The following is a 26,573-nucleotide window of genomic DNA, read 5'->3' as shown; positions in this document are numbered from 1 at the left end:
TTCTGGAGCGCATCCCCTTCTGCCCGGGCACGGTCCTCTTCGTCTACCCCCGTCCGCTGTCAGGGCGAAGAGCGCCGGGCGCCGGCCGCATACCCTCTACGCCCTGGACCATGCCTGGCTCTTCCGGTCCTGCGCGAACCCCGACATGCCGTGGGTGATGACGCACGAGCACGAGCCCCAGGTGATGACCCTCGCCTGGGAGCAGCACCTGACCTGGCGGGCCGTGAAGATGACCGGCGGCCACAACGTCACGGCACCTCAGCCCGTCGTCGCCCGCGACCGGAGCTGGGCGGACGGGGTGGAGACGCTGCACCCGCTGCTCACCCAGCCGACCCCCTCGTCGGCCGCGTTCCTGACGTCCCTGTCATCCAAACCCGCGCACGGGACACCATGATGGGCGGGAGACCGATGACGAGCCTCGCGCCCACCCCGTTGCGTCCCGTCCCGCCCCGCTTCACAGCGCAGCAGGCGCTGGTCGTGCGGGTGGTGCGGGACACGGCCCAGCACGTGATGGTCCGTGCCACGGCGGGCAGCGGGAAGACCACCACCCTGACCGAGGCCGCCTGGCACCTCCCGGACCCGGCGGGGGCGGTGTACTTCGTGTACAACAAGCACGCCACCCAGGGCGTACAGGGCCGCCTGCCGCCCGGCCTGCCCGCCCGGACCCTGCACGCGCACGGGATGGGCCAGCTCGCCCGCACCGGCCAGGCCCTGGACCTGCAAGCCGACAAGACCCTGATCCTGCTGCGCGAACTCGGGCTGCTGGACGCGTTGGGGGAGGGCGCGTCCCCCCGCTCTCTGCGCGCCCTGACCTTCACCGCCCTGCGGGCCTGGGACCTGTACCGGGAACTGGACCTCTCGCTGAACAGCGCGGACGACCTCGCCCTGCTGCTGAGCCTGGTGCCGTGGCCGCAGATGGACCAGCGGGCAGGGATGGAACGGCCGCTGGCTTCCGAGCGCGACCGCGCTGGCTTCCTCGCGGGCGTGCTGGAGAGCCTGCGGCACGCCAGCCGGGAGGCCTTCTTGCAGCGCGGCCTGATCGACCACACCGACATGCTGTGGCTGCCCCTCGGGCTCGGCCTGGGGCGGGGACAGGTGCGCACAGCGCTGGTCGACGAGGCGCAGGACCTCACCCCGCTCAGGCAGCAGTTCGTGCTGCACGTGACCGGCCTGCGTACTCTCCACCCGGGCCGCCTGATTCTGTGCGGTGACCCCTCGCAGGCCATCTACAGTTACGCGGGCGCGGACCCCGGGGGGCTCGTCCGGCTCGCGCGGGAGATCGGCGCCCGCGAGCTGCCGCTGAGCGTCTCCTTCCGCTGCCCCAGGAGCGTCGTGGCGATCGCGCAGACGGTCAGCGACTTCATCGAGCCGGTAAAAGGGGCCGCCGAGGGCACGGTCGAACACCTGCCCGCCAAGGACCTGGACCTGCGGCGCGGCGACGTGGTGCTCTGCCGCCTGAACGCCCCACTGATCCGGCTCGCGCTGGATCTTCTGACACAGGGCCGCAGCGTGTACGTCACCGGGCGCGACCTGGAAGCGCGTCTCGTGAGCGCCGCGCAGGAGGCCTTCCCGGAGGCCTTCACCGCCGAGCGGGTGCCCGTCCTGGTGTCCGCCCTGCAGGAGAGGCGCGCCGCCCCCATGAAGCGGGCTCTGGAGCGCGGCGAGTGGCAGGCGAAACGCCAGCTCAGCGACTTGCGTGACCTCTGCCGCTGCCTGACCGTCCTGGCGGAGCAAGTGAGCGGGCAGGGCCCGGGAACGGTGGACGCCATCCGCGCCCTGCTCGCCACCCTGTACCGCAGCGGGGGCGAGGTGACCCTCAGCACCGTGCACAAGGCCAAGGGACTGGAGTGGCCGCGGGTGACGGTCCTGTACCCGGAACTGATGCCGCTGGCGATGGGTGACCCCGAGGAGGAGCGCTGCGTGCAGTTCGTCGCGTACACCCGCGCGCAGCAGACCCTGCGCTTCGCGTACGGCCAGCAGGCCTGGGAAGAAGGCTTGCGGGTGACGGGAAAGGAGCTTCCCCCCAAGCCCGTGCCGGAGGTAACTCCGCTTCCGGCGCCCGCTCCGCGCCCCGCCGCCCCCAGGGCCGCGCCCGAAGCCCCCCTCCTGATCGAGGACGAGCGTGAGCTGACGCTGTTCGGCGGCACGTCCGTGCTGGACGTCCCGCCCCTGGTGGACCGGCTGACGGCGCTCGCTGGGGACCCCCGCCCGGTGCTCCAGGCCTGGGCCGCGACCAGCCTGGCCCTGCTGCGCCGGGTGCCCGCCCGGCAGGTGTACGCGCGGGAGGAGGTCCTTAAGGCGATGGAGGTGGCCGCACGCGCCGCCCGGCTGGCGATTCCGGCGTTCGGGCAGCCGGGCCCACGCAGCGTGCGGGTGATGGTGTTCGAGCGGGGCCTGGCCCGCTGGAAGTACGCGCAGGTCAACCGCCTCGGCGCCCGGGTGGTGAACATCACGCTGAGCGGGGAGACACTGCGCTTCGACGCGCGCACCGGGGAGTTGCTGGGCGTGCCGTTCGCGCCGCTCGGCCTGCACCTGGACCCGGGGGCCTTGCAGCCGTCGCCCCCCCGAGGGTGAGGGGGTTCCCCGGTCAAGTCCCCGCCCCCCTCCGGCCGGGACCACCCGCAGGATCCAGCCTCGCGTCCGGGTCTCTGTGGAGATGACTGGGAGCTCGCAAGATCACTGCCGCGCTGCTGTCATCCCCTCAGGCCAGCTTGTCCCGCAGGTCGTCCACAAAGGCCTGCAGTTCAAGTCGGGCCTGAGCCGCACTGAGGTCCTGCAACAGCGCCCCCGCGTGCACCTGCCCGCCCAGGCACGCGCCTTCCAGGGCGTCCCACTGCACGCCGGGCAACTGCTTGCCGAGCAGCAGCTTCAACGAGCGCCGGGTGCGTTCCCACTGCACCTCTGGAGGAGCAGCCAGGAGGTCGCGGCGCTCTCGGTCGGTGCGCTGCTGGGCCTCGTCCTCTGCGGCCCGGATGCGGGCCCGGCTCTCCTCGCGGCGTCCCTCGGGGTCGGCGGCAGGAGGTCGGGCGTCCAGCACATACTTCTCCGGACGCTGCAGCATGTCGTTGATCAGGCCGCCCGGCTTGCGGACACTTCCGGGCTTCTCGCGCATGATGTCCTGCACGTAGCGCACCACCTCCTCCACCCGGTCGCCCTTTTCCTTGGCGAGCTTGTTGGCCGCCGGGGCCGCCACCCCGCTCTCGACCAACAGGCGCACCAGCGCCGGATCCGGGTCGTCGAGGCTGGCGAAGTCGTAGGTAAGCTCCGTGGTGGTCCTGGACCCACCGACGCGGACGTCCCGCAGGTAGCCCTGGGCGGCCAGCTCCTCGTGCGCCTCGCTCAACGCGCGCAGCATCTTGCTGGGCTTGCCGTCCGTAATGCCGCAGGCCAGGCGCCAGTCTTCGAGCCTGACGGCCAGGGACCGCCGCTGTTCCCCGGTGTCGGCATACCGGTGCGCTTCCAGCAGCCGGTACAGGGCGCGCGCGGGCGGCTGCTCGATGCCCGTGAGGATCTTGTGTTCCAGCGCCTGGGTAAACCCACTGCGGATGCTGTTCGCCATCTGCGTGCCAAGCTGGATCGTGAGCGTGGCGTTCGGCACGAGTTCGCGGGTGGCCTCGAAGCTGTCACCGCCGTCGATGTCCCAGTAGCTCAGGTCGTTGATCAGCCGCATGCGCTTGACATTGCGCAGCTTGCGCCCATCCGGGAGGTGCCAGCCATCCGTCACCGTCACGCTGGTGTACCACAGGCGGTCGAGGGACTCGCGCAGCCGGTGGAAGCTCTTGCCGTTCAGTGGCAGGAAACTCGCGGCGCGCAACTCGTAGGCCGTCGTATGCAGTCGGTTGTCCTCGGGACACGACCGGGCCGCGAACAGGCTCTCGATGCCGATCACGACGTTCGTGTCGATCCCCCTGGGACGACCGTGTGGGGCCTCCGCCGCGACGCCAAAGGACCGGCCGGCGACCTCGAACGCGCTGCTCCAGGACCGGCTGGCCTCGTCGTCCAGCCGGGTCTGGATGCTTACGACGCCGAGGCGCGCGAAGTTTCGCTCGTCCACTTTGGGCAGTGCCAGTTGCCGGTCCTTTTTCATGTGCCTCCTGCTGAGCTGTTGATTGTATTCATAGAACATATAAAAGAAACAACAACAGGGATGACCCGAGAACCTCGTCCCAGTCGAAGTCGAAGGGGAGGAACGGCACAAAGGTGTCCCTGATTTCGTCCGAAATAGACCCAAACGGCACAAAGGTGTCCCTATCCCCGGGTCCATGCGGCACAAAGGTGTCCGGCGAGCCGCCCTTCACCTCAGGCAAGTTCAAAACTCCCAGAACAGTCGGTCCGGCCGAAGAAAACCCGAACAACGGCACAAAGGTGTCCCTGCCCGGCGCGCCGACCCTTTGTGCCGTGACTGGGGACCCCTTCGTCCCCTTTCAATTTCCCACTGGATGCTCTGGAGGACGGCAAAAAGGACGAGTCCTGCTCTTGGACGGCACAAAGGTGTCCCGGAGGTGCCGACGTGCGGGGGCAGGGGGGAAGAGCTGTTCCGCCTCCGGAAACGGCACAAAGGTGTCCCGGGAAGCGCTCCCCTTCCATGGCTGAGACGTCCGTTCCGCTCCGCCGGCATCCGCAGGGCGTCCGCTACCAACACGGCAGCGTGGCCATGGTCGCGCCCTGCTCCACTCCCGGGTGGGCCGCAGAGTGCGGGCCGTGGTACGCCGCCTGCAGGGAGCTGTCCCGCTCGGCGGTTGCCGTACCCGTCCTGCTCCAGGGCGTGGACGTCCCTGCCGCCTTGGTCCGGCATCACCGCGATGTCCTGGGCGTTGTGCTCCACCTGCTCCGTGAAGCCCGGCATCTCCCGGGTGGGCCGGTCCCGATTCAGCCCCGGGACAATCTCCACCGCCGCGACCACCTGCAGGGTGAGCGCGACGCAGGTCTCGAAAGTCTGGCGGTTGGCCGGATTCCGCAGGGCACGGCCGTCACGCCCGCAGGCTGGGCGTAGTCGGCGCGTCACACGGATTGATCCATGAGGGTGATGCGTGTGAGGCGGGAGCACTCAGGTGAGCCGGACGCACGAGCAGGGAACGGGGAAGGTCCCGTCATCTACACAAATACTACATATTATGTAATATCCATACATGGGACGGCCAAAGGCAGAGGTGACTCAGCAACACCGGCGGCAACTGTTCGAGGTCGCCGACGGCCAGGCCGGCTATTTCAGCGCCAAGCAGGCCGAGGCGGCCGGCTTCTCCCGTCGCCTCCAGCACCACTACGCCCGCCTCGGCGAATGGCTGCATCCCGAGCGCGGCATCTACCGCCTGCGTGACTATCCCGAGGGCAACGCTGATCAGTTCGCCCGCCTCACCCTCTGGAGCCGCGACCTCCACGACCAGCCCCAGGCGGTCGTCTCCCACGACACCGCCCTGCGTCACCACGACCTCAGCGATCACGATCCCAGCCGGGTGCACCTGACGGTCCCGCCCGGTTTCCGCAAGGTCCCACCGCGTGGGGTGGTCCTCCACCGGGCCCGCCTCGCGCCCCAGGACACCCAGCCCGCCGGCGGGTACCGCGTGACGACCCCCGCGCGCACGCTCCTCGATCTGGCGGACAGCCCCCTCAGCCCAGAACACCTGCACCGCGCCGTTCAGGAGGCCTCAGCACGTGGGCTGATCCGCCCACGCCGCCTCCTGGCCGCCGCCCAGGACCTGCCGCCCGCCGCCCGCCGCCGCCTGCTGAGCGCGCTGGAGGCCTTGTGAGGTACAAGACGCCGGCTGCCTTCCGCCGGGCCCTGAGCGATCGCCTCCGCACCCTCGCTGAGGACAACGGTGAGGATCTCGCCCATCTCCAACGTCGGCTCGCGTACGAGCGATTCCTGGCCCGCCTCAACCGTGTTCACGGGGACGCGTACGTTCTGAAGGGTGGCTACGCTCTCGAACTCCGCCTCGGCGGCCATGCCCGTGCCACCAAGGACCTTGACTTCAACGCTCCGCCCAGACCCGCCGAGGACATCTTCGATGATCTTGCCGATGCCGCAGAAGCCGACCTCGGCGACTTTTTCCTCTTCACCGTCACGCCTCCCCAGGCGGGCCGGGGCGCTCTTCAGGGCCCTCCGGAAGGAGGCCGGCGTTTCCGGGTCGAGGCGCAACTCGACGGGAAGCCCTACACGTGGTTCCTCGTCGATGTCGGCCAGGGCGACACGCTGATCAACGCCCCTGAGCGCCTGCCAGCCCGCATCGACCTGGCCTTTGCCGAACTCGACTCGCCCGCGATGTACAGCTACCCCCTTCCCGAGCACTTCGCGGAGAAGCTCCACGCGTACACCCGTCCCCGACCCAACGACGTCCGCACCCGCGTCAAGGATCTGTTCGACCTCAGCCTCATCATCGGTGAACTTCGTCTGGCGCCCGGTCCCGACGTCCAACACGTCATCCACGACGTCTTCACCCGCTACAGCACCCATCCGCTGCCCAGGCCCGACGAGCTGCGTCCTCCCCCTGAGGAGTGGCGTGCCCCCTTCGCGGCGCTCGCCCGCGACGCCGACCACGCGGTCACGGACATGAGTGTCGCCTACCAGCACATCGTCATCTTCCTCGAGAGGTGTCTCTCTCCAACCGATGTGCCCCCTTCTTCCACCTGACGTGCATCGTGACGGTCAGGTCCGGGTCTTCCGTGAGGTGCGGCACCTCCCCGTCCCGAGCGGGGAGCCTCGGAGGCCCTTATTGGACGTTGGGGAGCAGCGGGAACCCTGCGGAACGTCCAAGACGAGCGGAAGGGTTGCGCAGGCGAGCGAGGAGGCCGCCCGAGGGGTCAGTGCTCCTGGTCATGCAGGAGCACCTCCAGGTCACGCCTCAGCTCCCGCTCCACCCCGACGCTGCGGGCAGCCTCATGGAGCGCATGGGTGCCCGCTCTGCGGCGGCGCAGATAGTTCTTGAGCCCCTCGAGGTATGAGGTCCCGCCCGAACCTGGGGGCATACTTCAGCAGGTCGGCGAGCGTCTTTTCCGGGGTGTAGGTCGTGAGGCTCCGCCCGGCGACGGGCAGGTCGAGCGTCCCCGTAGTGTAAGCGCGCTCACCGAAGTAGAAGACCTCGGTAGGAAGCCCCTCCATCTCTGGAAAGGTGCGATTGCGGGGGATGGCGAACTGCAGCCGGGCCGGTCGGGTGGTGGTGAGGCCGTGCAGATGGAGGGCGGAGACGAGGCAGGGGCGGGCGAAGGGAACGCGCAGTTGCACCTCCAGCAGCTCCTCGGCGGCGCCGAAGGGCACCTGATCGTCGAGGAGACGGTAGACACCCCGCTGGACCCGCTCGATATCGCCCAGTGCTACGAGGCGTGAGAGCTGCTCAGTGTGGAAACCGTGTTCGCGGTGCATACGCTGGGGTAATCCGGCGGGCGGCCTGGAGGCCGGATACTTCCAGCGGCGGGTGCGGGCCGGATTAGCTAGCGTACGCACGCGGACCTCTCGGGCCGTGAGGTAGCCGCCGCGCGCCTCGAAGAGGACACGCAATTGCTTGAGGGAGGAGGGGGTCAGGGCGGTCATTGATGTGTTGCAAAGGCAAGGCTCTTAAGGGCTGTCTGCCTAGAGTTTGCCACGCTGTGCAGGGGGACCCGGCTGAGAAGAGGTCGGGTCTCGCCTTCGCGTCCCCTTTGATTACAGTGCTAGGAGCTATGCCGGGCTTATGGTTGGAGGGTCCACAAGTTGTAGTTCCGCGGCGGGCGTGCCGACCAGTCCCAGCGGTTGCTCAGGGTGGGCCTCGGCGCCGCTTTGGGCCTGACACAGTGGCTCTGCCCTGGGACAAGCCGAAAGGGCGAGGGCCAGAGCGTCCTGGTGCTGCTCAAGGCCCCGTTTCCCTACGAGCGCCCGAACCCTGTTGCCCGTCTCAGTCTGGGTGGTACTCCAGGATGTCGCCGATCTGGACGTCCTCGCCGGTAAGTTTGCGCAGGCCATCGAGGACTAGAGTGAGAGTAGGAAGATCAATACGCGTTGGTTCGTAGCCCGGACGTGCGATGCGGTAGATCGTGTTGGGCTGCTTGGCTCCGCTTGCCTTGGTTAGGGCGTAAACAGAAAGCCCCCGGTCTCTCAGAAAGTCGGCAAGTCGCCACCGTGTCACAGACATGCCCGCCATTGTGGCTGTGTACCACGCTGTGTGGTTACTAACAGAAGTAATGAGCAATTGTTATGTTAGTATCGGAAGCCTGAAGGGGCGGAGCCTGGAAACTACGGCCCCTTCAGAATCCAACTTGAGGTGGATCAGATGCAGGATAACACCGACCCGCAGATCTCCCGGACCAAAGAGGCGCCCGATGCGTGACCTCACGCGTTCCCAGCAGCGTTTCCTGGACCTCCCTGGTCCTCGGCGGCCCCGCAGCGACGAGCAAGCCCAGCCCATCGGGCACGTCACCCTTAGCTTCCAGGCCGTGGCCTTCCTCAGGGAGCGGCTCTATGCCTCCGGCAGCTACCAGGGGGGCCCGCTGTTCGGCTTCCACAGCGCGAGCGACCTCTCGGTGCAATATGCCGCCCCCGCCGGGTACACCTGCGGCGACCCGGACCTCCGCCGGCAACCCCTGGCCCTCGACGAGCGCTACGTGCTGGGCTGGAGCGACTGCCTGGAGACCGTCTACCCCGGCAAGTTGGACTGGGTGGGCCAGTGGCTGATGTACCCCGACCGTCAACTCGCTCCCCTCGAACAGGATGTGACCTGGCTTCGTCAGGGCCTGGGGACTGACCTCTTCAATGAGGATCACGTGCTGCTCACCGTGGGCTGGGAGCAGGGGCGGATCAGCGCCCGGGCCCTCGGGTACAACCGGCAGACACGAGAGCCGCTGACCTTCACCCACGACCTGGGGGGAGAGGAGTAGGGGAGAGGCCACCGAGGGTCGATCTGCCTAAGCGCGCCTGCTGTCGGTACGGCTCGGCACTCCCGCTCCATTCCGTGCGACCTGACCTGCGAGCGGGATTTCGCCCAGTCGTGGCCGATCATGCTACTCCCGGTGGTGTCAAGGAAGCACAGGCAGATCGGCGCCCAGGCCACCTCGGAGACCACCCGCACTCCGAGAACTCCTGACCTTCACCCGCGATCTGATGGGGAAGTAGGGGAGCGGTCGTCCTCCACCAGCCGGGCCTCGACCTGCCGGATGAGTTCGGACAGGGGCAGGTCGAGTGCCTCGGCCACCGCGAGCAGGGTGGAGAGGCGCAGATCGAGCTTGCCCTGCTCGATCAATCCCATGTGGCTGCGGTACACCCCCACCCGGTCCGCGAAGTCGTCCTGATTGTACGAAGGCTTGCGCCCGGCGCGGATCAGCTCGCCCAGCGCAACCTGGAAGGCGAGGTGTTCGGGGCGGGCCTGGCGCTTGCGTGGCGGCATCCCGCCACCCTCGCCCCCCACCTTCTTCGTGACGACGCTATAAATTATGGCCTAAAGTATTGGTCAGCCGGTGCATCAGCCAAAGAGCACCGCTCGTGCTCGGCGGGATCTTTCGGCTGGTCCGTCTTGTCTTGAGTCACACCTTCCATCACGAAAGGACTGCCCAACCATGCTTCTCAGGTCCCTCCCCGGGTTCCACTCCACCAGGCTTTATCCCCCCCTACGCCCTGCTGGAAGGGCAGGCGCTGGTCTGATCGCCTCATCCCGCCTGGCAGCCAATGGGTCATGGTCTCGGTCCCGAGGGTTCAGGCTGTGACCGGAAAAGTGCGTGAAGAGCACGGCGGCCCGACCAGGCGGCGCCGGGGCATTCCCAAATCGTCGGTGCCTCCCTTGCCCCCGCAGACTGTCGAGCGGGTTCTGCTGATGGCCGTCGCCGTGGGGGAGTGGGTGCGGGAGGAGCCGGACCCCTCGCCCGACCTGCGGCACTTCGCCCTGCGGACCGCCCAGACACTGCGAGGCGTGGCCTACCACCGGGCGAGTGTCCAGAGGTTCTTCTGGCCGCTGTGCCTGAGCACGGCCCAGTTCGAGGACCATCTGGCGGGTCATCGCAGCACCCGGGACGCGGAGCACCTCTTCAACCTGCGGACTGTGACCCTCGAGCCGGGGGACGCCTCCCGTGCAGAGACGGAGGTGACCGCGCTGCTCAAAGGAGCACTGGCGGTCGAGCGTCTGGCGGGGCTGCCAGCCGCGCCCGACATCCCCGAGCCGGTGGAGTTGCCATTCCCGCCCCTGAGTCCACGTGAGGAGCAGCTTGTCGCGCTGCTGCGGGTGCAACTGGCGCTGATCGTGCTCGAGGGCCGGCCCAAACCCGACCGCGTTCTGGAGATCTGTTGGGAGGCGGCCCTCCGGTTCCGCCAGCTGGGCGCTCAGGGCAGCGTCGCTCTGGGCCTGTCCCTCGAGGAGCAGGTGCGCCAGGCCAGGACCCGGATGCACCGGGCGTTGCGGAGTGGACAGCCGGCGGCGCAGGTGTTGGAGGGGCTGCTGCGGGAGGTTGTCGCCGGGGAGGGCGGCCCCTCGACCCGCACCGTTGGGCGTGACCTGCAACTTGCCGCGCTGCTGGAGCACCTCGTGAAGACCTCCCCCGTGATGGAGGACCAGGCGTGACGTGCCGGCCGGCCCACCTGACGGGTGAGAGGACCCGCCATGTCCACTGAGCGTCCCCCCGTCCTGTTCCGGCTCCTGCATCTCCTGGGCTTGCTGGGCGCCAGGAAGGAGGCGGTGACCTTCAGCCCGGACGTCCGGGGCGCCCGGATGCTCGCGGCGGCGACGGTGGCGTTCACCGTTCTGCTGTTCGCGCAACTGGCCCTGGGGCTTCGCGGCGCGGTTCCCCTGGCCCTCGCCCTGGTGGTCTTCGCCCTGAGCCTGCGCTCCCTGGACCAGGTGGGGCGCTTGCTCGCGCTCGCGCTGCTGGTGATCCTCTTCCTGTTGGCTCGGCTGTTGTCCGAGAACACCGCCGTGCTGCTCGTCGCGCCGGTTCTGGCGTTTCTGGCCCTGCGTCACCTGGCGGTGCATCGCCGGGCGCTGGGGTTCGACCGCGCCCTTGGACGCCTGGCTGGAAGCCTGGGGGAGGGGTGGAAGGTTTACCTGCCCAGGGACCCGCAGGCCTCCCACGTCGCGCGGGTTCTGGTGAGCCCGGAGGGCCAGACTTTCTTTCTGGGTGTCACGCCGGGGCGGGCGGAGCAGCGGTATGGCACGCCGCACGTGAACTGGCGGGACGTGACGGCCGACACCGTGCGTTCCCTGGCCGCCCGTGACCCCGGGGTGGTGAGCCGTGGCCAGCACGTTCTGTGGGTGGTCAAGCCCCCACAGGCCCAGGGCGACTATGAGACCACTGCCGAGCATGGGGTCAGCACGGTGATCGGCACGGCCGACGACCTCGCCGGGCAGTTACAGACCTGGTCCGGGATGCGGCGCAACCTCGAGCAGTCCGCACCCAAGCCATCCCCCGCAGAGTTCGGGCGGCAGGTCGAGGCGGAGGCGGTGCAGGAACTGTACAACCTCATGCCGCCCGAGTGGGAGATGATCCCGAACCTGCTGCTGACCTCGGGGGGCGACGCGGACGCCATCCTCATGTCACCGGCGGGGGAGAAGTACGTGGTGGACGTGAAGGCCAGGACGGACCGGATGGACCTCCAGGCGCCGAAAGGGGACCGGGTGAAGTCGTGGCAGGAGATTCACGACCAGGTGCGGCACGCGGCACGTCAGCTTCAGGGCGTGCCCGTGGTCTGGCAGCCGCGCGCCCGGGACACGGACTTCTCTCTGATGGGCGAGGTGTGGTGCCTGCGTGGGGGGGCGGCGGACCTGCTCGAGGCGTTGGAGACGTTGGGGGGGACGGGCGGCGGGGGGGAACCGCATGAGGTGCTGGGGGTGGGACCGGACGCCTCGCCCGAGGAGATCCGGGCGGCGTACCGGGACCTGGCCAAGAAGTACCATCCGGACCGGGTCGGGCATCTGGGGCCGGAGTTCCGCCAGTTGGCCGAGCGGCGGATGCAGGCGATCAATGCGGCCTACCGCAAGCTCCTGGGCTGACCCTGTCCGCGAGGAGCCTGTCTGGGCCGCTCCCGACAGGGCGGCCGGTGGGCCCGTGGCCGAGAGGAATGTGGGCGGCAGCACGGAAGGAGCCGTCACGGCCTCAAGGGCGGCATCGCCACTGGCCGCCGCCAGGTGGCCCAGGAGGCGAGACCCCCACGGGTGGGTGTTCTGGTGCAGGTTAACCGCGGCCGCCGGGCGGAGTTGCGGGTGCCGGGCCTGCCCGTGGGGCGGGTGCTGACGGAGGAGAGCGCGCCCATCCCCGCCACCGAGGCCCCCTTGCTGCTGCATCCCTGCGAACGGCTCGTCCGGTGGGCGGGCGTGGGTCTGGCGCGCCGGGGGAGGGTGCGACGACAGCAGCGGTGACTTTTTCGTGTGCTGTTTCACCGGGAACGCAGGCCTGCCCATCGCCGACTCTGCCAGGAGTCACCACGAGCGTGTGGGCGTCGGTATGGTCAACAACGACACGCTCAGCCTGCTCATTCACGCCGCCGAGGCGACCGAGGACCACCCGGGGGGCGAACAGGCCCTCCCGTCTCCACGCCCTCTCCTCGCCGGTCTCCACCCTGCTGACGACGGGCAGTTATCGCGGACTGGGCACCAGCCTCGTGGGCAGCACCGACTTGACCCTCACCCTCGATGCGTCGTCCGGCACGCCCAGTGCCCGCCTCTTCACTCCCACGCTGGGCACGTTCGACTTCCAGGGCACCATGACGCCGGAGAGCGGTGGCTTGTACCTGAGCGGGGCGCTCATGCAGGGCGGGGTGTCTTGGAGCAGCCTCAAGGCCCATGTCTCGACCCTGAAGGCCCGCGGCGTGGTGAGTGCCGGGCCGCTTCAGTGGACCCTCGATCTGAGGCGCTGAGCCTCTACCAGTCGGCGGTGGTGGCGCGCAGTTCGGCCCCGGCACGGCGGGCGTAGATCGCCGAGATGGACACGTCGGCGTGCCGGAGGTGGTCGGCGACCCGCTTGAGGTCATGGGTCTCGTGGTAGATGCGGGCGCCGCTGGAGTGCCGCAAGCTGTGCAGCGCCCGGCCCTTGCTCGACACGCCCGCCGCGGCGGCCACCTTGCTCCGGAAGTGCCGGGCGCTGTCGGCGTTCCCCAGCACGGGGCCCTCTCCCGAGCCCTGGCCCCGCCACTTCTGGAGGGCCGCGCACAGGCGCTTGGAGGCGTAAACCCGGCCAGTCTTGCCCCCTTGCCCCGCCGCACCAGGAACTTGCCCGTCTCCAGGTCCACGTCGCGCCACTCCTGCGCGACCAGCTCCGCCACCCGTAGGCCCGTGTGGGTGCCCAGCAGCAGCGACACCCGCTCGCGGCGGGGTGCCGCGTTGAGCATGGCGGCGACCTCCGCCTCGGTGTAAGGGCGGCGCGCACCTCGGCGAAGGGGCGGGCGTCGGTGAGGCTGGCCGAGCGCAACGCCCGGCAGAACGCTCTTGCTTCATGGGGACTCCGAAACGGAGATCGATCCCTTGACCCCTGGTTATGGTTTACTGTGAACTAAACCTGTGCCCGCCCTGGTGTAGGCGCGCCTTCCGGGCCGTCTGGGGGCAAAGAATCCGCGAATCATCGAGTGCCTGATCACCCTGAATCGTGCCGGCTACCGAGATGCGGTCTGGCAGTGCATTGAGATGTGCAAGGACGTTCGCCAACACGGTTACCAGAGCCGTTTCGTCTTCTCTCTTCAGGGCTATCCGGGGATCTCGGAGTTGAAGCCCTCGACCCGTGGGGGGCAGCGCGGTGGTGCACGGATCTACCTGTTCTGGCTCAAGGATGGCCGCCCAGTGCTTGTGAACGCCGAGTACAAAGAACCGGACGCCGACCCCGACGAGCGGTTGATCGAAGAAGCCTATGACGTCTTGATTGCCGTCAAGAAAGGAGAGATCAAGGTATGAACGAGCGCCTGAAAGCAAAGATGGAGTTGGCCGCGAGCCTCCTGAATGACGACGGAACGGTCACCCCGGCAGACAGGCTGCCGGAAGGCCTGTTGACCCAGGAAAGCCGGGCGGGGATCGAGGCCGACTATCAGGACGCCTTGAACGCCGAGAACCTCGCTCACGCCTGGAAGATCGCCCGGCAGCGGGCCCAGATCACGGCCAAGGAACTGGCCAGGCGGCGCCAGTTGACCAAGGGCAGGCTTTCGCAGATCGAGAACGCCTCCCACAACCCGACGGTGACCTCCCTGGCCGAACACGCGGACGCGCTCGGCTACACGGTCAAGGTCGTGCTCGTGCCGCGCCATGCGGGCCAGCGAATCGAGGTGCCGATTTACCCCCACGCGCCTCAGGCCGCTGATTGAAGCGCGCCGCATGGCCCGTCCGCCCACCCGCTCCAGGGTGGGTGTGTTCTCTTCCAGGCCACACTGCCCTCGCCTCGTTGGCTACGTCACCCCGCCGCCCGCAAGGGCACCCTCAGGTTCTCACCCCCATACCCGTGCCCCCGCGGGCAGTACAACACGCGGGCGTGCCGAGCCGACGCCGTCTCCCCGCGCAGGGTGTTCTCCGGGCTGGCGACTGCCTTGAGCCGGATTGCGGCAGCGCCGGTTGCGACAAGGGTGGTCGAGCACCAGGTCGTCGGGGATCGTGCGTCCGGCCAGCAGCCAGACCACCCGGTGAGTGGGGAGGCTGCGGCCCACCCCCCCCATTCAATGAGCTCTGCCACTCCCAGCAGCCCTCTCCCTGCTCGACGCGTGCCCAGAACCACGTGCCGAACTCCGGGGTGAAGAGCGTCGCCTCCAGCACCCCGGGGGAGACCGCCCCTCGCCGGGGAGCGGGCAACTCGCCCGGCAGGGGCGGCGGGGATCAGCTCGGCCTCGTCCACGTCATGATGCCAGCGTGCCGGGGCGGTGTGTGTGGAGACACGGACGGTCACGCGTGTCTCGCCTGTGGGCCGACAACCGGTGCGGATGAGCAACCTGCCGACCAGCCTGCCCTTGCGCTCGTGGGTGGGCCAGCCGGTGACGGCGACCACCGCGCGGTGGGGGAGAGCTGGGCCCTTCACGACGTCGCCCCTTGGCGTCCGGCGAACTCGCCGCCGATCTCGTTCAGCCCACACCTGCCCGAGCGGTCGCCGTCTTCGTAGGTCGGTGGGGCGCCCGTGCGAATGCTGCCAAGCTTCAGATCCAGGGCCTCCAGCTCGGCCACGGTGGCGAGTTCGGGTTGGTAGACGCTGTGGCGCGGGGTGGGCAGGCGTTTCACCATCGGCTCTTCCTCCCGGGTTTCAGGCGGAAGTTCTTTCCGTGGTTGATATGGATAATGGTCAGGGGAGACAGACGGGCCAGAATGCGCGCTCCGAAGGTGACCGCCAGTTCCTCGGGGCGCAGGTTGCTCGTCACGACTGTGCTGCGCCGGTGCATCTGCCGCTCATCCAAAGCCAGGAACAGCAGTCGGCGTTCGATGGCCGCACTGTCCGACTCGCCTGCGCCCAGGTCGTCAATCACCAGCAGGTCCGGTGCCGCGAGTAGCCTTTGGACCGCCGACTCCTTCAGGGCCGCCCCGCTGCGGTCGCCGTACCCGTCACGAATCTCCACCGCGAGGCGGGCGATATTGACTACGAGCGCCGTCCGATGTCCCGCGATGGCCGCCTTCGCCGCGAGCATCGCCGCCTGCGTCTTGCCGCTGCCGGTGCCCTCGCTCCACAGCAGCAGGCTCTCCCCCTCATCGAGGATGCCCCGGATGTCCCCGCAAGCGCGAGCCAGGCGGTCGAGCGGTGCGAGCTGCTCCAAATCCGCCCACTCCACGTCCAGGTAACGGCCGTCCACGCCTGCGGCGACCAGTCGCTTGCGCAGCTCCACCGCACGGCCCTGCGCCTGGCAATTGGGGCACACCAGCGAACTCACCTGCGCCCCCTCCCCCACCAGGATCATGCCTGCCTGGCAGTGCTCGGCGTGCAGGTCCAGCGTGAGGGTGACGGGGTCCTGCGCCCAGCCCCGGTATTGTTCGGGCGTCGCGTACAGGCGGCGCGGCTCCTCGGGCTCCAGGGCCAACGCCAGCGCGCCGTCGATGGCCTCAGCGTGCCGGTCGGGGAGCCGCTGAGGGGGCTTCACCAACCCACGGGCACGAAGTTTCTCCATGAACGCCTCGGTCGTCTGGCGCTCGCGCTCGATCTTGGCGAACTCAGTCATCGGCGGCCCCGGTTGCCGTTCAGGCTCGCTCCGGCCAGCAACGCGGCCATCGGGTCGGCATTGGGGTCGGGGGCGGGCTCCGGCCTATCCTTCGGAGGGGCGGACCGGGCCAGAAGACCCACCCGCCGACACTCCTCGTCGAGCAGGTCTTTGAGCCGTGTGGACACCTTGACCTTGTGCGCCTCGTGGGTCCGCCGCGCCTCGGCCTCCAGCTCCTCCACCCGGGCGAGCGGCAGCGCGAACCAGTCCGCGCGGCGGTTTACCCCGAGCGGCTGGATTTCCTCGAGCAACCGGTCCACCAACGGGGGGCCGAGCTTGCGCCGCAGATACTCCTCGGACGTCTGCAGCTCGCGTCCGCGCGGCGCCGCGCCGCCCAGAATTTTTTCGGAGGACGTGGCTTCATCGTTATGGCTTGTGGGGATCTGAGCTCGAACCTGAACAGGGACCGGGAAACCCTCACTGGCCCCGTCAGGCACCGGGAGTTCGGGTGGGAGGATGTCCGGCAGAGTTCCCTGTGTGGGGTTAGAGCGCGTGGGAAGCGTGGCCTCCTCTCTTTGAATGTTCTCTGTCTTTATGGAATCCGTTTTGGTGGAATCCATATTTGTAGTGGCGGGTTCACCGTGAATGGTCGAACCATGCACGGTAAACCCAGTCATGGTCGGCGCGTCACCATGACCGGGTTTACCCGTCATGGTGGGTGTGGGTTTCCCGGTCGGCTCATCGTCCACCAGATACTCCCACTCCAGCCGGCCGTCCTCGCCGTTTCCGCGCTGCCGGACGACGTAGCCGTGCTGTTGCAATTCCTTCATGGCGGACTGGTGGGCTTCCTTGCCGTCACGGCTTTGCTGCTGAAGCCAGTTCATGTAGAACTGCCAGTCTTCGGGGCAGCTCATCATCACGGCGAGCAGCCCCTTGGCCTTCAGGCTGAGGGCGGGGTTGCGCAGGGCGTCGTTGTTGATCTGCGTGAACGCCCGGGTCTTCTTTCGACGACGAATGCTCATGCCTGGCCGCCTACCAGGGGCCGCGGCAGGGTGGGGTGGCCGTGAATCGGCTCCAGGACCAGCAGTCCGAAGCGGCGATGCGTGAACTCACGTGACATGGACGGCGCTCCCACGCGCTCCTGGGTGAAGGCCACTCGCCCGGTGCGTTGACCAGGCATGCCCAGGCACGTGTCCTGGGCCCAGGCCGAGGCCGTCGGCGTCCCCACGCCGAAAGCGATATTGGTTTCAAGTTTGAGAAGGGTCCCCCGCACGCCCTCGGTCTCCCCAGACTGGGGGCGTGCTCCTTTGACCAAGTGCTGGGTGGTCGCCGGGTTGCTGGGCGTCATATCAAGACGTGGGACGGGACAGACATCGAGAGAGGAAGGGCCCATGTCCGGCACGGTGACTGCGCGCTACCCTGCGGCGCAATGGGGGTACACCCCCCCCACGAAGCGCCGAGGCTCGCGCGCCCGACTCGCGGCGACCGCCCGCGAGCGCACCCCTAAACGGACGTGCGCGCGCCCTCCGTTGTCAAGGTCGCGTGCGCCCCGCGAGAAACCCGCGCGACGGGGCTGTCATCGTTGCCCGCACCGAGGAGGCCCGTGTGGTGGGGTCTCATGCCACCCTCCCGGCGCGCAACGGCTCGGGCGAAGCATCGAGTTCGCGCCGTGCCCCTGGCGCGGGTGCGGGTGACTCCCGCGGGCTTCAGGTGGGACTGCTCTTCGTTCAGCGTCACCGTTGTCCAGTCGTCCCTCACCGGCAAACCGCAGAGGCCGCCGAATTCGGACTTCTGCCGAGGTCGTGGACGGCGGGCCAGGGAAGCGGTTGAGCAGGCGAAGGCCAAAAGCAGGGTCCGACCTGGCGGAAGACACGCGCGCAGGTTCTGATGTCAAGCCCTGTGCCTCACTCGCGGCAATGTCAGGTTCCCGCGTGGGGCTTCTGTTGTGCCGAGAGACAACCTCCGCGCCATCTGCCAGCGCACGCGTACCGGGCTTAGGACACGATTTCGACATTTTGGTCCGCTCAGCCCCGGCTCGTCCTCAGGCTCCCGCCCTCCCACGGGTCGGACGTCACCTGAAGTGGACGAGCGGAGTTCACACTAAAGGGTAGTGTTAAGATATTACCACCATGCGCGCCGTCGAATTCACGCTCAAGCGCTACCTGAACACCCACGGCCTGACCGCGTACCGCCTCGCCCAGGCCACGGAGGGGCGCGTCAGCCGCCGCACTGTCTACGCCCTCGCGCGCGGCGAGGTCACCCGCGTGGACCTGGGCACCCTCGGCGCCGTCATCACCGCGCTGGAGGAACTCACCGGCGAGGAAGTCACGCCCGCCGACCTCCTCGCCGCCGTCACCGTGCCCGAACCCGACACCGAGGCGGCGGAGTGGGCCGCCGCCGACCTGATGCCCGATCTCGAGCCCTACGACTGGGGCGAGGGTGGCGAGCCGAGCGGCGAGCCGGTGCGGTACGTGCCGGGCGTGGGCTTCGTGGTGGGGGAGGCTTGAGCGGCGTCGCGGTGGGCGACGTGCTCAAGGTGCAGTTCCCGGCCCAGCGACCGCCCGGCCACGAGCAGACCGGCAGCCGACCGGCCGTCGTCGTGGGACTTCCCGACCGGGTGGGGGTGTCACGCTTCCCGGCGCTGGTCGTGGTGCCGCTGACCTCGAATGTGGGCGGGTACGCGAGCACCTCTCCGGCGCTGTACCCGGTGCTGGCCGCGGGCCAGGGCGGGTTGACGGTCCCGAGCGTGGCGTTGGTGGACAACGTGCGGGCGCTGGACGTCTTACGGATCCTGGGACGCCTGGGGACCCTGACGCCCGACGAGTCTGCCCCGATCCGGGCGGCGCTGACCGCCATGTTCGACCTGTAGGCGAACCCTCGGCCGTCGAGCACGGGAGCGGTCATAGCCCTCCACCGCTCTCCACGACGAACCCGTCGTTCGGCCGACCATCCCACGCTCCTCACGTCGGGAGGATGGTGCGCACGCCGAAAGGGCCCCGGTTCCGCAGTCCCGTGCCATGTCACTCAGCACCCCATCGGGGGGCCTCGCAGGCGCCCAGGCCCGGGATGCCGAGAGGGGTGTGGAGGCCGGGGCACAGGAGGGCGGGCGAAGGTCGGAAGCGGGGCGGACTGGGCGTGAGACACGCGCGCAGGTGCGGGTGTCAAGCCCCGTGCCCCAGCCGATTCCGCCCGGGTGTCCTCCAGGTTCGGCTGGACGCCGGTGAGGCCGTTCCGTCGGGTGTACCAGGCCAGGTCGATCCGAGTCAGGACGTTGTTCCGCCATAGCCCCGTGCGTGCCGCCAAGCAGACACGGGGGTCAAGAAGAAGGGGCGGGGAACTCCCCACCCCGCCCCATCAGAGCCGTCTGTGCTCGTCCGTTGTTGCGATCCGCAGCCCGAGGTCGGGCCGTCATGTGAGCCGTCTACGCGCGCCCGTTGAACACGAGGTACTTGGCGACTTCACCCATCAGCTCGCCCGACATGGCGCGGTCGTAAGGGCTCATCTGCGCGTCCCGGGCCTCGTACAGCGCGGTGCGCAGCTCGTCATCGCTCGCCCCCGACGCGAAGAGGGCGCGCAGCCGCGCGACAACGGGCGGCTCGCGGTACTCGGTGCTGGGCTGAGGTTGGGGGGCGAGGGTGGGCATACGTCACCGCCTTTCACGGGCGAGCAAGTCTTCGATTCCTTGCCGGAAACTTGACTGCTCTCGAAAAGCAGTGTACGACAAGACCTCCTGCCGGACCACCGGGTCCACGTTCAAGGTATGCAGCGCCGCTCTCAGGTAGGCGTGCTGGTCGCGCGCGCGCCGGCTCTCCAGCAACCACACCGCCCCGAAGCGGTCTTCCAACGCGAGCACCGCCCGCATGGCCTCGGGGTAGGCCGTCGGAATAGGCGGGACGCCCAACAGCAGATCGCGCGTGGCCCGCTCCCCGTACAGGTCCGCACCGCCCTCCTCCAGCGGGTGAAATTCCCCGCCCACGTACCCCTTGAGGGCGTGCCAGTGTTCGTGCGCGAGGGTGCGCGCTCCTCTGGCGCGGACGTCCATGAACTCGCTCGCCAGGTCATGCCAGAGCAGCGGCAGAATTAAAATCTCCCGCCCAGTGAATGCCGAGCGGGTCAGGGTCAAAGCCTCTGCCTGCACCGCGCTCAGGCCGTGCTCGCGGGCGTAGCGTTCGAGCTTGCGCTCGGTGTGCAGGTAGCGCAGCCGGACCGAGCCCGGCAGCGGATGACGGCGGTGCAGCTCGTGGGTCACCGCGTTCACCACGGCGCGCGGCGAGGCGTAGCGCAGCAGGCGGTCATGGGGCACGGTCCCGCTGGCGGGCAGCCGGTCGAGGCCCAGACTCACCTCCGGCTCCTGGTCCCGCTCGGCGACGTGGTAGCCCTGCCGCACGCCGTCGCGCCGGACCATCAGGACGAGTCTCAGGGGCCGCTCTCGGGGAGGCTTCATGCACTCACCCTGGCACCCGCGCCGGGAACGGTGTGTTCAGGGGAGGTGGGCAGATCGGCCGGCACGTCCGGCTGAGCCTCCTGCCGGGCGTCCTCGTGAATGGCCGGGCCCAGCGGCTTTTCCCACCACTTGGGCAAGTCCCCCTCCCGCTCGGCGTGGGCGCGGCGGATGGAAGCGGCGAGGCCGTTGTCGTCCATGTCCCCGTATTCTCCCTGGAGAATTGAACCCAGCTCCTGCTTGCGAGTGAGGCGCCGCATGTTGTCGCGGTCAGAGGCGGTGTCGGTGACGAGGTGGGGCACTTCCACCCGCTTCATCTGCCCCAGCCGGTCAATGCGGGCGTTCCTCTGTTTGGGGGTCTCCTGCGTCGAGGGCAAGTCGTCGATCAGGCTCTCGCCTCGGTGTTGGAGGTGAGCGCTGGTCGCCCCCGTATCCGAGCACAGCGCAATGGCCACCTGGCCCTGATCGAAGACCTTGCGCACCCGGCCGTTCCCGTCGGTTGCGGTGCCTGCTCCACCCGCCGGTGCCCCTCATGTGATGTGCCCCGCTCTCGGTCCGGCCACGGCGCAGGACATCGCTCGCCTCCGCCCGGACCCCCGCCCCCGGCGGGGGTGACGTCCCTCCCCCTGCGCGGCTAGCCTGGGAGCATGGGGACGCTTGAGCTGGAGAACGCCGTGTTGGCGAAGGTGTTGCAGGCGGGCGCCCTGACGACCCGGCGTGTGATCGCCGAGCACGGCCCCAAACCCAACTGGTCACGCCTGCTCCGGGAAGGCTACCTCCGCGAGGTGCACACGCCCTACGGCGCGGTGCTGGCGGTCACCCCCCGGGCCCACGGGCTCAACGCGGAGCAGCAGATCGTGCCGGACGCCCCCTACCTCACCGGTCCGAGCGCCGTCGCCGACCGGGCCTACCAGCTGGACGCGCTGGCCCTGCTGGAGGCGGAGGGGTACACCCTGGACCGGCACGAGTACAAGCGCTCGGGGAAGGTGGGCTACCAGGCGGGCACCACCAGCCAGATCGTGCGCACGGTCGTGCGGGTGCCGCCCGCCTACGCGGCCAGGCTGAAAGACACTGAGAGCTACTTCGTCAGGGGACACCGCATCGAGCGCGAGGTGCTGGAGCCGAAGGCGGATCAGTGGGGGAGCTTCGAGGAGATGCTCGGTTACCCCAGCTTGTACGCCTCCATCGGCGGCGGCGGGATCGGGCTGTCCCGGATGCGGACGCTCTACCGACGACACGAGAACGACATTCACTCGTGGCGTCACCCCCTGATCCTCGCGGTGCCCGAGGAAGGCCAGTTGCGAACCTTCCTGCGCGCCCTGGAGGTCGAGCGCGCCCGGACGAATGACGGCGGTGTGTCCTCGCACTACCCCCGGGTCAGGCTCCTCATCCTGCCCCGACCCTGATGAAGCTGTATTCAATCGACATCTGTTTGAGGCAGCGGCGCCGTCCCACGTACGGGTCCCGCAGGCTCCAGAAGTCCACGAAGATGGTCGTGATGCCGGCCAGCCCCGGGAGTCGGCCCAGGTGATGTAGGTCTTCGGCCTGCCCGAGCACCCGCGTGGTGCGGTCGTGGACCGACGTGGCCCAAAACATCCAGCGGTATCCGGCAGAGGCGGCGGCTTCCAGTTTGCGTTCAATGCGCTGGGGACTGTAGCCGGCGTCGAACTCCACCGCCCAGTCCATCTGCCGCTGCGGGTGTGGGATGAGCACCTCCGCATCTGGGAGGTGAACGCGTTGTCGGCCCGCGAGCGTCACGTGCTGCCAGACAGCCCGGGGGGGCATGTCGCCCCGCTGCTCTATCCGGTGCCGCGCCTCACCCAGCCCCGCGTCGTGCATCAGGTCGCGGGGGGGCCGCGAGAGCCACCGGGCGTCCAGGGCCACGAAGCTCAGGTCGGTGTCGCTGTGCGGCTGGGTGGTCCGGGTCCGGCAGGTCAGGGTCACCTGGGGGAGCCCCAGCCACGTCGCCGCCTGCAAGAGCCCCCGCCGCTCGAGCTGCACCGTCGTCAGCGTCCGGTCGAGGGCGAGCGCGGCGCGCAACTTGGCCTTCTGGATGGCGGGATGCTCCCCTGACATGGGTCATGATGGCACATCGTCATCCGTTGTGCGTGCCCACCTCGCCTCGCCGCCGTGTGGCTGCGGACGGGGGCGGAGAGTGCAAGGGTTCTCCTTCCCGGAACAGATTATGATTTTGCAAGGGGACAAATTTGCAAAATCCAAAAAGTTGTCGGGTGAGGGCAGGTGGCTTGCCAATCCGCGAACACTGGCAAGTCCTGGACAAAACTGGTCTGGCGAGTATGCTGGGGTATGCTTGCCTCCGAACTTGCTCGCGAACTCGACGTCGATCCCAGCGTCATCTCGAAGAGGCTGAACATCTATCACGCGGAGATGGGCACGGCACGCCCTCGGCTAATGGATGACCAGACAGTGACGCACATGCGGGAAGCCCACGCACTCCTTACCAGCGGGAAGGCAGGAACCTTCAAGCAGGCCATCCAGCAGCTGCTGGGCAGGTACACCGCACCCATCCCGTCGGAATCGGCCCAGGAACTCCTCAGGCGCATGGAGGCCCTGGAGACCAACCAGACCCAGTTGGTCAAGAGGATGGATCAAATCGCTGAGTACTTGCGGGGGGTGCTCGTCAAGCGGAACGGAGTGGAGGGTGGAAGCTAGGCCGACGCTGAAAGTGCGGCGGGAACGCGTGGGAAAGAGTGCCGACCATTGGCTGCGGACCACCTGTACATCCTGAACACGGTTCATGTCTGGGTGAGATCGGAAGTTGTAAGGGAGATTGGTCGCCGTGTGACCAGAGCCCGGGCGAGGACGAGAGGGAGCCCCGGCGATGGCAGATCTGGCGGCGTGATGGATGCATGACCTCCTCAGTGCAGCAACGCTGCCGAAGGTGCGCCGACCAACCTGACTGTTTGAGATCGCGCTTGGTTCAAGCGCCGGGTCGGGTCTGTCCCGCCTGTCTGGCAGCGGGGTGATCGGCAGCGGGTGTCGTCCAGCCGGGCGCTCCGATTCGCCGGGTCCGACGCTCGGGTCCAGGCGTCCAGTGTCCGATGCTTGTTCCCACCCAGGCACCCGGCACGCGGTGGGCCGGAAGGTCTCCTCCTGTTGGACCGACCGGCCAGGCCCGGTCCTGTCCCACTCCGCGATATTGTCATCCGGGGTACACGTGACCGCCCTGCTGCCCCGCCCGGGTTGTTGATCTGACAGGTTCTGTCTCGAAGAGCCAAGGCTCCGATGATGTGCGTCAGCTCTGCCCCTCGTCGTTCTCGGCGCTGAGGCAGGGTGGGGTGTCAGGCCGTCCCCCGGAAGGTTGACGAGGTCTCGGCAGGCCATCCCGAGGTTGCCGGGGAAGCGGACGGACCAGGGGCGGGTGTACCTATCCTGGCGGTGTGCGAAGGGGGTTGAACACTTTTGGTGCTGGGCGTGGTCAGGAGCGTCTGGCTGACGGTCCGGACCGGTGGCATGGGGTCGCCTGGGTCCTGCCTGGTGTGGAGGTGTAGGCGTTCCGATCTCCTGTCACGGTGTAGGGCGCCGGGGGCGCGGCCCAGGAGGGTTGACAACGCCACCTCGAAAACCTGGGGCGACGGCCCCTCCTCCCGCCTCCAACTGGACGTTTGAAAGGCCACCTCTGGGTCTTCGTCGCCGGGGTTGCCCCCGTCTTCCTGCCGCTCTGGAGCGGATGTCCGGACTGCCGGTCAGTTGATGCGGCTGGCGCAGGCCGGGGTTCCCAGGGTCTTCCGTCTCTGCCCGTCCCCCCGCTGGGAGACCTGCTAAGGAGAGCTGGGGTGGTGACCACATAGCGTCGGGGAGCGAGGTGAGCGCCGATCACAGGTCCCAGCCCAGCACGTTCTGGCGTGACGTGGTGGCGATAAATGCGGGTCCTCCCGGTGGGGTCGAAGCAGCGGGACCGGTCCGTCGGGCGACTGCGGCCGAGCGCACCAGACGGGCAGCGTGAACCGGGCCACGGGCAGGTGGCGGGGTTGGGCCTCGGGGGCGTTGCGAGTTGGGCACCACCCCAACTGCCCAGGTCGGTCACGAGGGTGTGCGCCACGTCCTCGCTGCGCGACGTGGGTGGACGGTCAGGCCGGGTCGGGAAGGGGGAATGCCCGGCGAAAATCACTCGGGGACCGCCTGGTGTCGAGCACCGGAAGTGGTGAACACGGACGGGGAGTTTGACCGGGTGACCCGATCAGGGGAAGGCGTGCAAGGGAACGGAGCCGGCCGTGAATGCGGTTGGAGGCCGGCTGACATCCCGGGCAACAAGCCTGTGAGGCGAGGTAGGGGAGTTCGAGGGTGATCGGTCAGTATGGTTCGACCAGGACCCGGCAAACGGTGAAGTCTGGGGAGTTCAGGCCGCTGTCCACCTCCCAGCTCGCCCGCCGCGTCACCAAATTCAGCGCGTTGCCGGCCTCATGGGCTCATCCCGAACCAGGGCGGAGTGGACCGCCTCCTGCTCCCCCGGACACGCCAACTTTCGCTGCGTTCCGGCGCCGTGTTCGGCTAGGTTCCTGGGGTGAGCCGTGACGTCTTCACACAGGTGCATGCCATCCACACCCTCCTGACGCCCTCGCGCCCGCCGGTGGTGTGTGGCGGTCAACCCCACCCCGTCTGGCGTCTCACGGCGCGCTTCCCCCTGCTGCTCGACATCGCCCTGCTCCTCACGACGGCGGCCACCTACGCCCTGGCAACCCTCCGGGTGCCGGACCTCACGGTCGGTCTCGTGGCCGCCGCGGTGGTGCTCCTCTTCGTGGCGCGCTTGATCGCCTACCGGGTTGAATATCTGCGCCTGACGAACGCCGCGGACCCCCAGGCCCACGCCGCTTTCGTCGAGCGCAGCGCCCGGGAGGCGCACGTCGCCCAGCAGCTGCAGGCCTTCGATCTCAAGGCGTTGGAGTACGTCCTCGCGGAGTACGACGCGCAGCTCGAGGCGGTGGACCGCTTTGCCAACACCCTGCTCGGGCCGGCCCGTGTCGGCGGCGGCGTCGGTCTGGTCGCGCTGCTGCTGGGCGCTTACGCGGGAGCGCAGAAGGTGGCGGGGGCGTGGGCGTTGCCGCTGCTCGCCCTGCCCTTCGGCCTGGCCCTGGGCGGTTTCGCGGGGGTGGGTTCGCTGGATGGGCGGCGGCGGGCGCGGGCCCTCCTCGCCCGGGCAACTGCGCTCAAGCAACCCTGAATGCCCTCGGCTGCGGGGGCGTGGGGTCCATGTCTGTGTCCTTCCCCTGTAACCAGTTCCTGCAGGCGAGAAGTGTTCTGAAACCCCTGGCCCCCGAAGATCATCTGCGCTTCGTTCTCTACTCGGGATGGGCGTGCAGGTGCACGGTCCCGCAGGCCTCCCAAGAGGGGAAGATCATGTCGACCAAAACGTGGCCAGCGCGCCACCGGACTTGCAGCCTCCGGTCCGCGCCAGCGGCCTGCTCTTTTCAACTCAGAGATTCCAGGCGGGTCAACCAGGCGCCGAAGTGGGGACAGGCCTGGCGCATTCGAGTTAGCCCGATCTCGGCGGCGATGAGCGGCCCGAACAGTCTCTTATCGTAGGCCGGGTACAGGCCGAGGAGCCGCTTGGAGGGGGCCGTTGACGGACTGTCGTTCAAATCCTCGGGGGTGGGGAGACTGGTCAGCATGGTGGTGAGGTTTGAGAGCCTCGAGACCGGCATGAGGAGTTGCAGGGCCCGGTCGATGGCCGCCACGTCGCTGAACAGCAGGGCCTCGAACTCGTGGGGCTGGATGTGCGGGAAGAACAGCGGCGAACCAATGTCGCGGGCGAAGGCCTCTTCCAGCAGCGTGGCCCGCGCGGCCCCGGAAGGGGCACCGGTGGCCGCCGCCCGCCGGGGGAAGTCGGTGGGTAGGGCGTAGAGGTCGAAGAAGGTGGTGACGTGGGCCCCCGTGTCCTGCCTGAGCCACTGAAGGACGTCGCTCCTGGCCCGCGCATAGGTCGTCATACCTCCCCGGTGGAAGTAGGCTCCCTGAGAGGGTGTTTGAAAAGGGTCAGGTCCTGCGGCAGTTTTGAGGTGTGAAACGCAAAACATACCCGAGTGACCTGACCCGGAAGCAGTTTAAGCGCCTTGAGCCGCTGTTGCCTGCGGGCCG

29 protein-coding genes are annotated in these 26,573 nt (G+C 68.5%); 16 read left to right on the top strand and 13 right to left on the bottom strand.

Going from position 1 to position 26,573, the window contains the following annotated elements:
* Positions 1–157 precede the first annotated feature (157 nt).
* Positions 158–394 (top strand): hypothetical protein, encoded by a 237-nt coding sequence (locus tag IC605_RS15330; RefSeq protein ID WP_216326027.1) that lies wholly within the window; start codon positions 158–160, stop codon positions 392–394.
* 14 nt (positions 395–408) lie between these two features.
* Positions 409–2,574 carry a UvrD-helicase domain-containing protein gene (locus tag IC605_RS15325; RefSeq protein WP_216326024.1) on the top strand — a complete coding sequence of 722 codons (2,166 nt, stop codon included), beginning with the start codon at positions 409–411 and terminating at the stop codon, positions 2,572–2,574.
* Between the two features lie 127 nt (positions 2,575–2,701).
* Here IC605_RS15325 and IC605_RS15320 read toward each other — a convergent pair whose 3' ends face one another.
* Positions 2,702–4,087: a replication initiator protein A gene (locus IC605_RS15320; protein WP_216326022.1), complete on the bottom strand. Its 1,386-nt coding sequence runs from the start codon at positions 4,085–4,087 to the stop codon at positions 2,702–2,704.
* Between the two features lie 1,063 nt (positions 4,088–5,150).
* Here IC605_RS15320 and IC605_RS15315 point away from each other — a divergent pair.
* Positions 5,151–5,747 (top strand): type IV toxin-antitoxin system AbiEi family antitoxin domain-containing protein, encoded by a 597-nt coding sequence (locus IC605_RS15315; RefSeq protein ID WP_343216631.1) that lies wholly within the window; start codon positions 5,151–5,153, stop codon positions 5,745–5,747.
* A complete protein-coding gene (locus IC605_RS15310; RefSeq protein WP_216326017.1) occupies positions 5,744–6,628 on the top strand; it encodes a nucleotidyl transferase AbiEii/AbiGii toxin family protein in 885 nt (294 codons plus the stop codon). Before IC605_RS15315 ends, IC605_RS15310 begins: the two co-directional genes overlap by 4 nt.
* Before the next feature lie 246 nt (positions 6,629–6,874).
* Here the strand turns inward: IC605_RS15310 and IC605_RS15305 are convergent, their stop codons facing one another.
* A complete protein-coding gene (locus IC605_RS15305; RefSeq protein WP_216326014.1) occupies positions 6,875–7,525 on the bottom strand; it encodes a type IV toxin-antitoxin system AbiEi family antitoxin domain-containing protein in 651 nt (216 codons plus the stop codon).
* Positions 7,526–8,289: 764 nt separating this feature from the next.
* On the opposite strand from IC605_RS15305, the gene IC605_RS15300 reads away from it, so the two are divergent.
* A complete protein-coding gene (locus IC605_RS15300; protein ID WP_216326011.1) occupies positions 8,290–8,844 on the top strand; it encodes a hypothetical protein in 555 nt (184 codons plus the stop codon).
* A gap of 209 nt (positions 8,845–9,053) precedes the next feature.
* Here IC605_RS15300 and IC605_RS15295 read toward each other — a convergent pair whose 3' ends face one another.
* Positions 9,054–9,350: a helix-turn-helix domain-containing protein gene (locus tag IC605_RS15295; protein ID WP_216326008.1), complete on the bottom strand. Its 297-nt coding sequence runs from the start codon at positions 9,348–9,350 to the stop codon at positions 9,054–9,056.
* Positions 9,351–9,740: 390 nt separating this feature from the next.
* Between IC605_RS15295 and IC605_RS15290 the strand changes: the two genes are divergently transcribed.
* From IC605_RS15290 to IC605_RS15275, 4 genes are all read left to right on the top strand, one after another.
* Positions 9,741–10,514: a hypothetical protein gene (locus IC605_RS15290; protein ID WP_216326006.1), complete on the top strand. Its 774-nt coding sequence runs from the start codon at positions 9,741–9,743 to the stop codon at positions 10,512–10,514.
* A gap of 39 nt (positions 10,515–10,553) precedes the next feature.
* A complete protein-coding gene (locus IC605_RS15285) occupies positions 10,554–11,939 on the top strand; it encodes a J domain-containing protein (RefSeq protein ID WP_216326003.1) in 1,386 nt (461 codons plus the stop codon).
* Between the two features lie 21 nt (positions 11,940–11,960).
* Positions 11,961–12,305, top strand: a complete 345-nt coding sequence (locus tag IC605_RS15280) for a P1 family peptidase (protein WP_216326262.1) — start codon at positions 11,961–11,963, stop codon at positions 12,303–12,305.
* Between the two features lie 257 nt (positions 12,306–12,562).
* Positions 12,563–12,802 carry a hypothetical protein gene (locus IC605_RS15275; RefSeq protein ID WP_216325999.1) on the top strand — a complete coding sequence of 80 codons (240 nt, stop codon included), beginning with the start codon at positions 12,563–12,565 and terminating at the stop codon, positions 12,800–12,802.
* Positions 12,803–12,806: 4 nt separating this feature from the next.
* Here IC605_RS15275 and IC605_RS15270 read toward each other — a convergent pair whose 3' ends face one another.
* Positions 12,807–13,046, bottom strand: coding sequence for a site-specific integrase (locus IC605_RS15270; protein ID WP_216325997.1), 240 nt, complete (start codon positions 13,044–13,046; stop codon positions 12,807–12,809).
* Between the two features lie 519 nt (positions 13,047–13,565).
* Between IC605_RS15270 and IC605_RS15265 the strand changes: the two genes are divergently transcribed.
* Complete coding sequence (locus IC605_RS15265) at positions 13,566–13,829, top strand: hypothetical protein (protein WP_216325994.1); 264 nt, start codon at positions 13,566–13,568, stop codon at positions 13,827–13,829.
* The gene (locus IC605_RS15260; RefSeq protein WP_216325991.1) at positions 13,826–14,233 is read left to right on the top strand and encodes a helix-turn-helix domain-containing protein; all 408 of its coding nucleotides are present in this window, start codon (positions 13,826–13,828) and stop codon (positions 14,231–14,233) included. The genes IC605_RS15265 and IC605_RS15260 overlap by 4 nt, the downstream gene beginning before the upstream one ends.
* Before the next feature lie 120 nt (positions 14,234–14,353).
* On the opposite strand, the gene IC605_RS25585 is transcribed toward IC605_RS15260, so the two are convergent.
* From IC605_RS25585 to IC605_RS15240, 4 genes are all read right to left on the bottom strand, one after another.
* On the bottom strand, positions 14,354–14,578 hold the full coding sequence (locus tag IC605_RS25585; protein ID WP_216325988.1) for an HNH endonuclease: 225 nt from the start codon (positions 14,576–14,578) through the stop codon (positions 14,354–14,356).
* A 352-nt stretch (positions 14,579–14,930) separates the two neighbouring features.
* Positions 14,931–15,134 (bottom strand): hypothetical protein, encoded by a 204-nt coding sequence (locus IC605_RS15250; RefSeq protein ID WP_216325986.1) that lies wholly within the window; start codon positions 15,132–15,134, stop codon positions 14,931–14,933.
* Positions 15,128–16,057 (bottom strand): ATP-binding protein, encoded by a 930-nt coding sequence (locus IC605_RS15245; protein ID WP_216325983.1) that lies wholly within the window; start codon positions 16,055–16,057, stop codon positions 15,128–15,130. Before IC605_RS15245 ends, IC605_RS15250 begins: the two co-directional genes overlap by 7 nt.
* Entirely contained in the window at positions 16,054–17,058 is a 1,005-nt protein-coding gene (locus IC605_RS15240; RefSeq protein WP_216325980.1) for an FUSC family protein, read from the bottom strand. Before IC605_RS15240 ends, IC605_RS15245 begins: the two co-directional genes overlap by 4 nt.
* A gap of 1,107 nt (positions 17,059–18,165) precedes the next feature.
* Between IC605_RS15240 and IC605_RS15235 the strand changes: the two genes are divergently transcribed.
* Together IC605_RS15235 and IC605_RS15230 are read left to right on the top strand one after the other, a co-directional pair.
* Positions 18,166–18,543 carry a helix-turn-helix domain-containing protein gene (locus IC605_RS15235; RefSeq protein ID WP_216325977.1) on the top strand — a complete coding sequence of 126 codons (378 nt, stop codon included), beginning with the start codon at positions 18,166–18,168 and terminating at the stop codon, positions 18,541–18,543.
* Entirely contained in the window at positions 18,540–18,905 is a 366-nt protein-coding gene (locus tag IC605_RS15230) for a type II toxin-antitoxin system PemK/MazF family toxin (RefSeq protein WP_216325975.1), read from the top strand. Before IC605_RS15235 ends, IC605_RS15230 begins: the two co-directional genes overlap by 4 nt.
* A gap of 552 nt (positions 18,906–19,457) precedes the next feature.
* On the opposite strand, the gene IC605_RS15225 is transcribed toward IC605_RS15230, so the two are convergent.
* From IC605_RS15225 to IC605_RS15215, 3 genes are read right to left on the bottom strand one after another with little or no spacing between them, the layout of a single operon-like run.
* On the bottom strand, positions 19,458–19,679 hold the full coding sequence (locus IC605_RS15225; RefSeq protein WP_216325973.1) for a hypothetical protein: 222 nt from the start codon (positions 19,677–19,679) through the stop codon (positions 19,458–19,460).
* Between the two features lie 3 nt (positions 19,680–19,682).
* The gene (locus IC605_RS15220; RefSeq protein WP_216325971.1) at positions 19,683–20,480 is read right to left on the bottom strand and encodes a hypothetical protein; all 798 of its coding nucleotides are present in this window, start codon (positions 20,478–20,480) and stop codon (positions 19,683–19,685) included.
* Positions 20,477–20,959: a hypothetical protein gene (locus tag IC605_RS15215; RefSeq protein ID WP_216325969.1), complete on the bottom strand. Its 483-nt coding sequence runs from the start codon at positions 20,957–20,959 to the stop codon at positions 20,477–20,479. The genes IC605_RS15220 and IC605_RS15215 overlap by 4 nt, the downstream gene beginning before the upstream one ends.
* Positions 20,960–21,124: 165 nt before the next feature.
* Between IC605_RS15215 and IC605_RS15210 the strand changes: the two genes are divergently transcribed.
* Positions 21,125–21,883, top strand: a complete 759-nt coding sequence (locus IC605_RS15210) for a hypothetical protein (protein ID WP_216325967.1) — start codon at positions 21,125–21,127, stop codon at positions 21,881–21,883.
* Here IC605_RS15210 and IC605_RS15205 read toward each other — a convergent pair.
* Complete coding sequence (locus tag IC605_RS15205; RefSeq protein ID WP_216325965.1) at positions 21,864–22,553, bottom strand: hypothetical protein; 690 nt, start codon at positions 22,551–22,553, stop codon at positions 21,864–21,866. The genes IC605_RS15210 and IC605_RS15205 overlap by 20 nt on opposite strands.
* Positions 22,554–22,784: 231 nt before the next feature.
* Here IC605_RS15205 and IC605_RS15200 point away from each other — a divergent pair, with 231 nt between their 5' ends.
* Together IC605_RS15200 and IC605_RS24700 are read left to right on the top strand one after the other, a co-directional pair.
* Entirely contained in the window at positions 22,785–23,150 is a 366-nt protein-coding gene (locus IC605_RS15200) for a hypothetical protein (protein WP_216325963.1), read from the top strand.
* 1,852 nt (positions 23,151–25,002) lie between these two features.
* Positions 25,003–25,659, top strand: a complete 657-nt coding sequence (locus IC605_RS24700; protein ID WP_246580910.1) for a hypothetical protein — start codon at positions 25,003–25,005, stop codon at positions 25,657–25,659.
* 247 nt (positions 25,660–25,906) lie between these two features.
* Here IC605_RS24700 and IC605_RS15190 read toward each other — a convergent pair whose 3' ends face one another.
* Positions 25,907–26,425, bottom strand: a complete 519-nt coding sequence (locus tag IC605_RS15190) for a DUF4276 family protein (protein WP_216325961.1) — start codon at positions 26,423–26,425, stop codon at positions 25,907–25,909.
* Positions 26,426–26,573: the final 148 nt, after the last annotated feature.

It is taken from the genome of Deinococcus aestuarii (assembly GCF_018863415.1).
GTDB classification, from domain to species: domain Bacteria; phylum Deinococcota; class Deinococci; order Deinococcales; family Deinococcaceae; genus Deinococcus; species Deinococcus aestuarii.
This window is presented reverse-complemented; position numbering and strand designations above follow the sequence as displayed.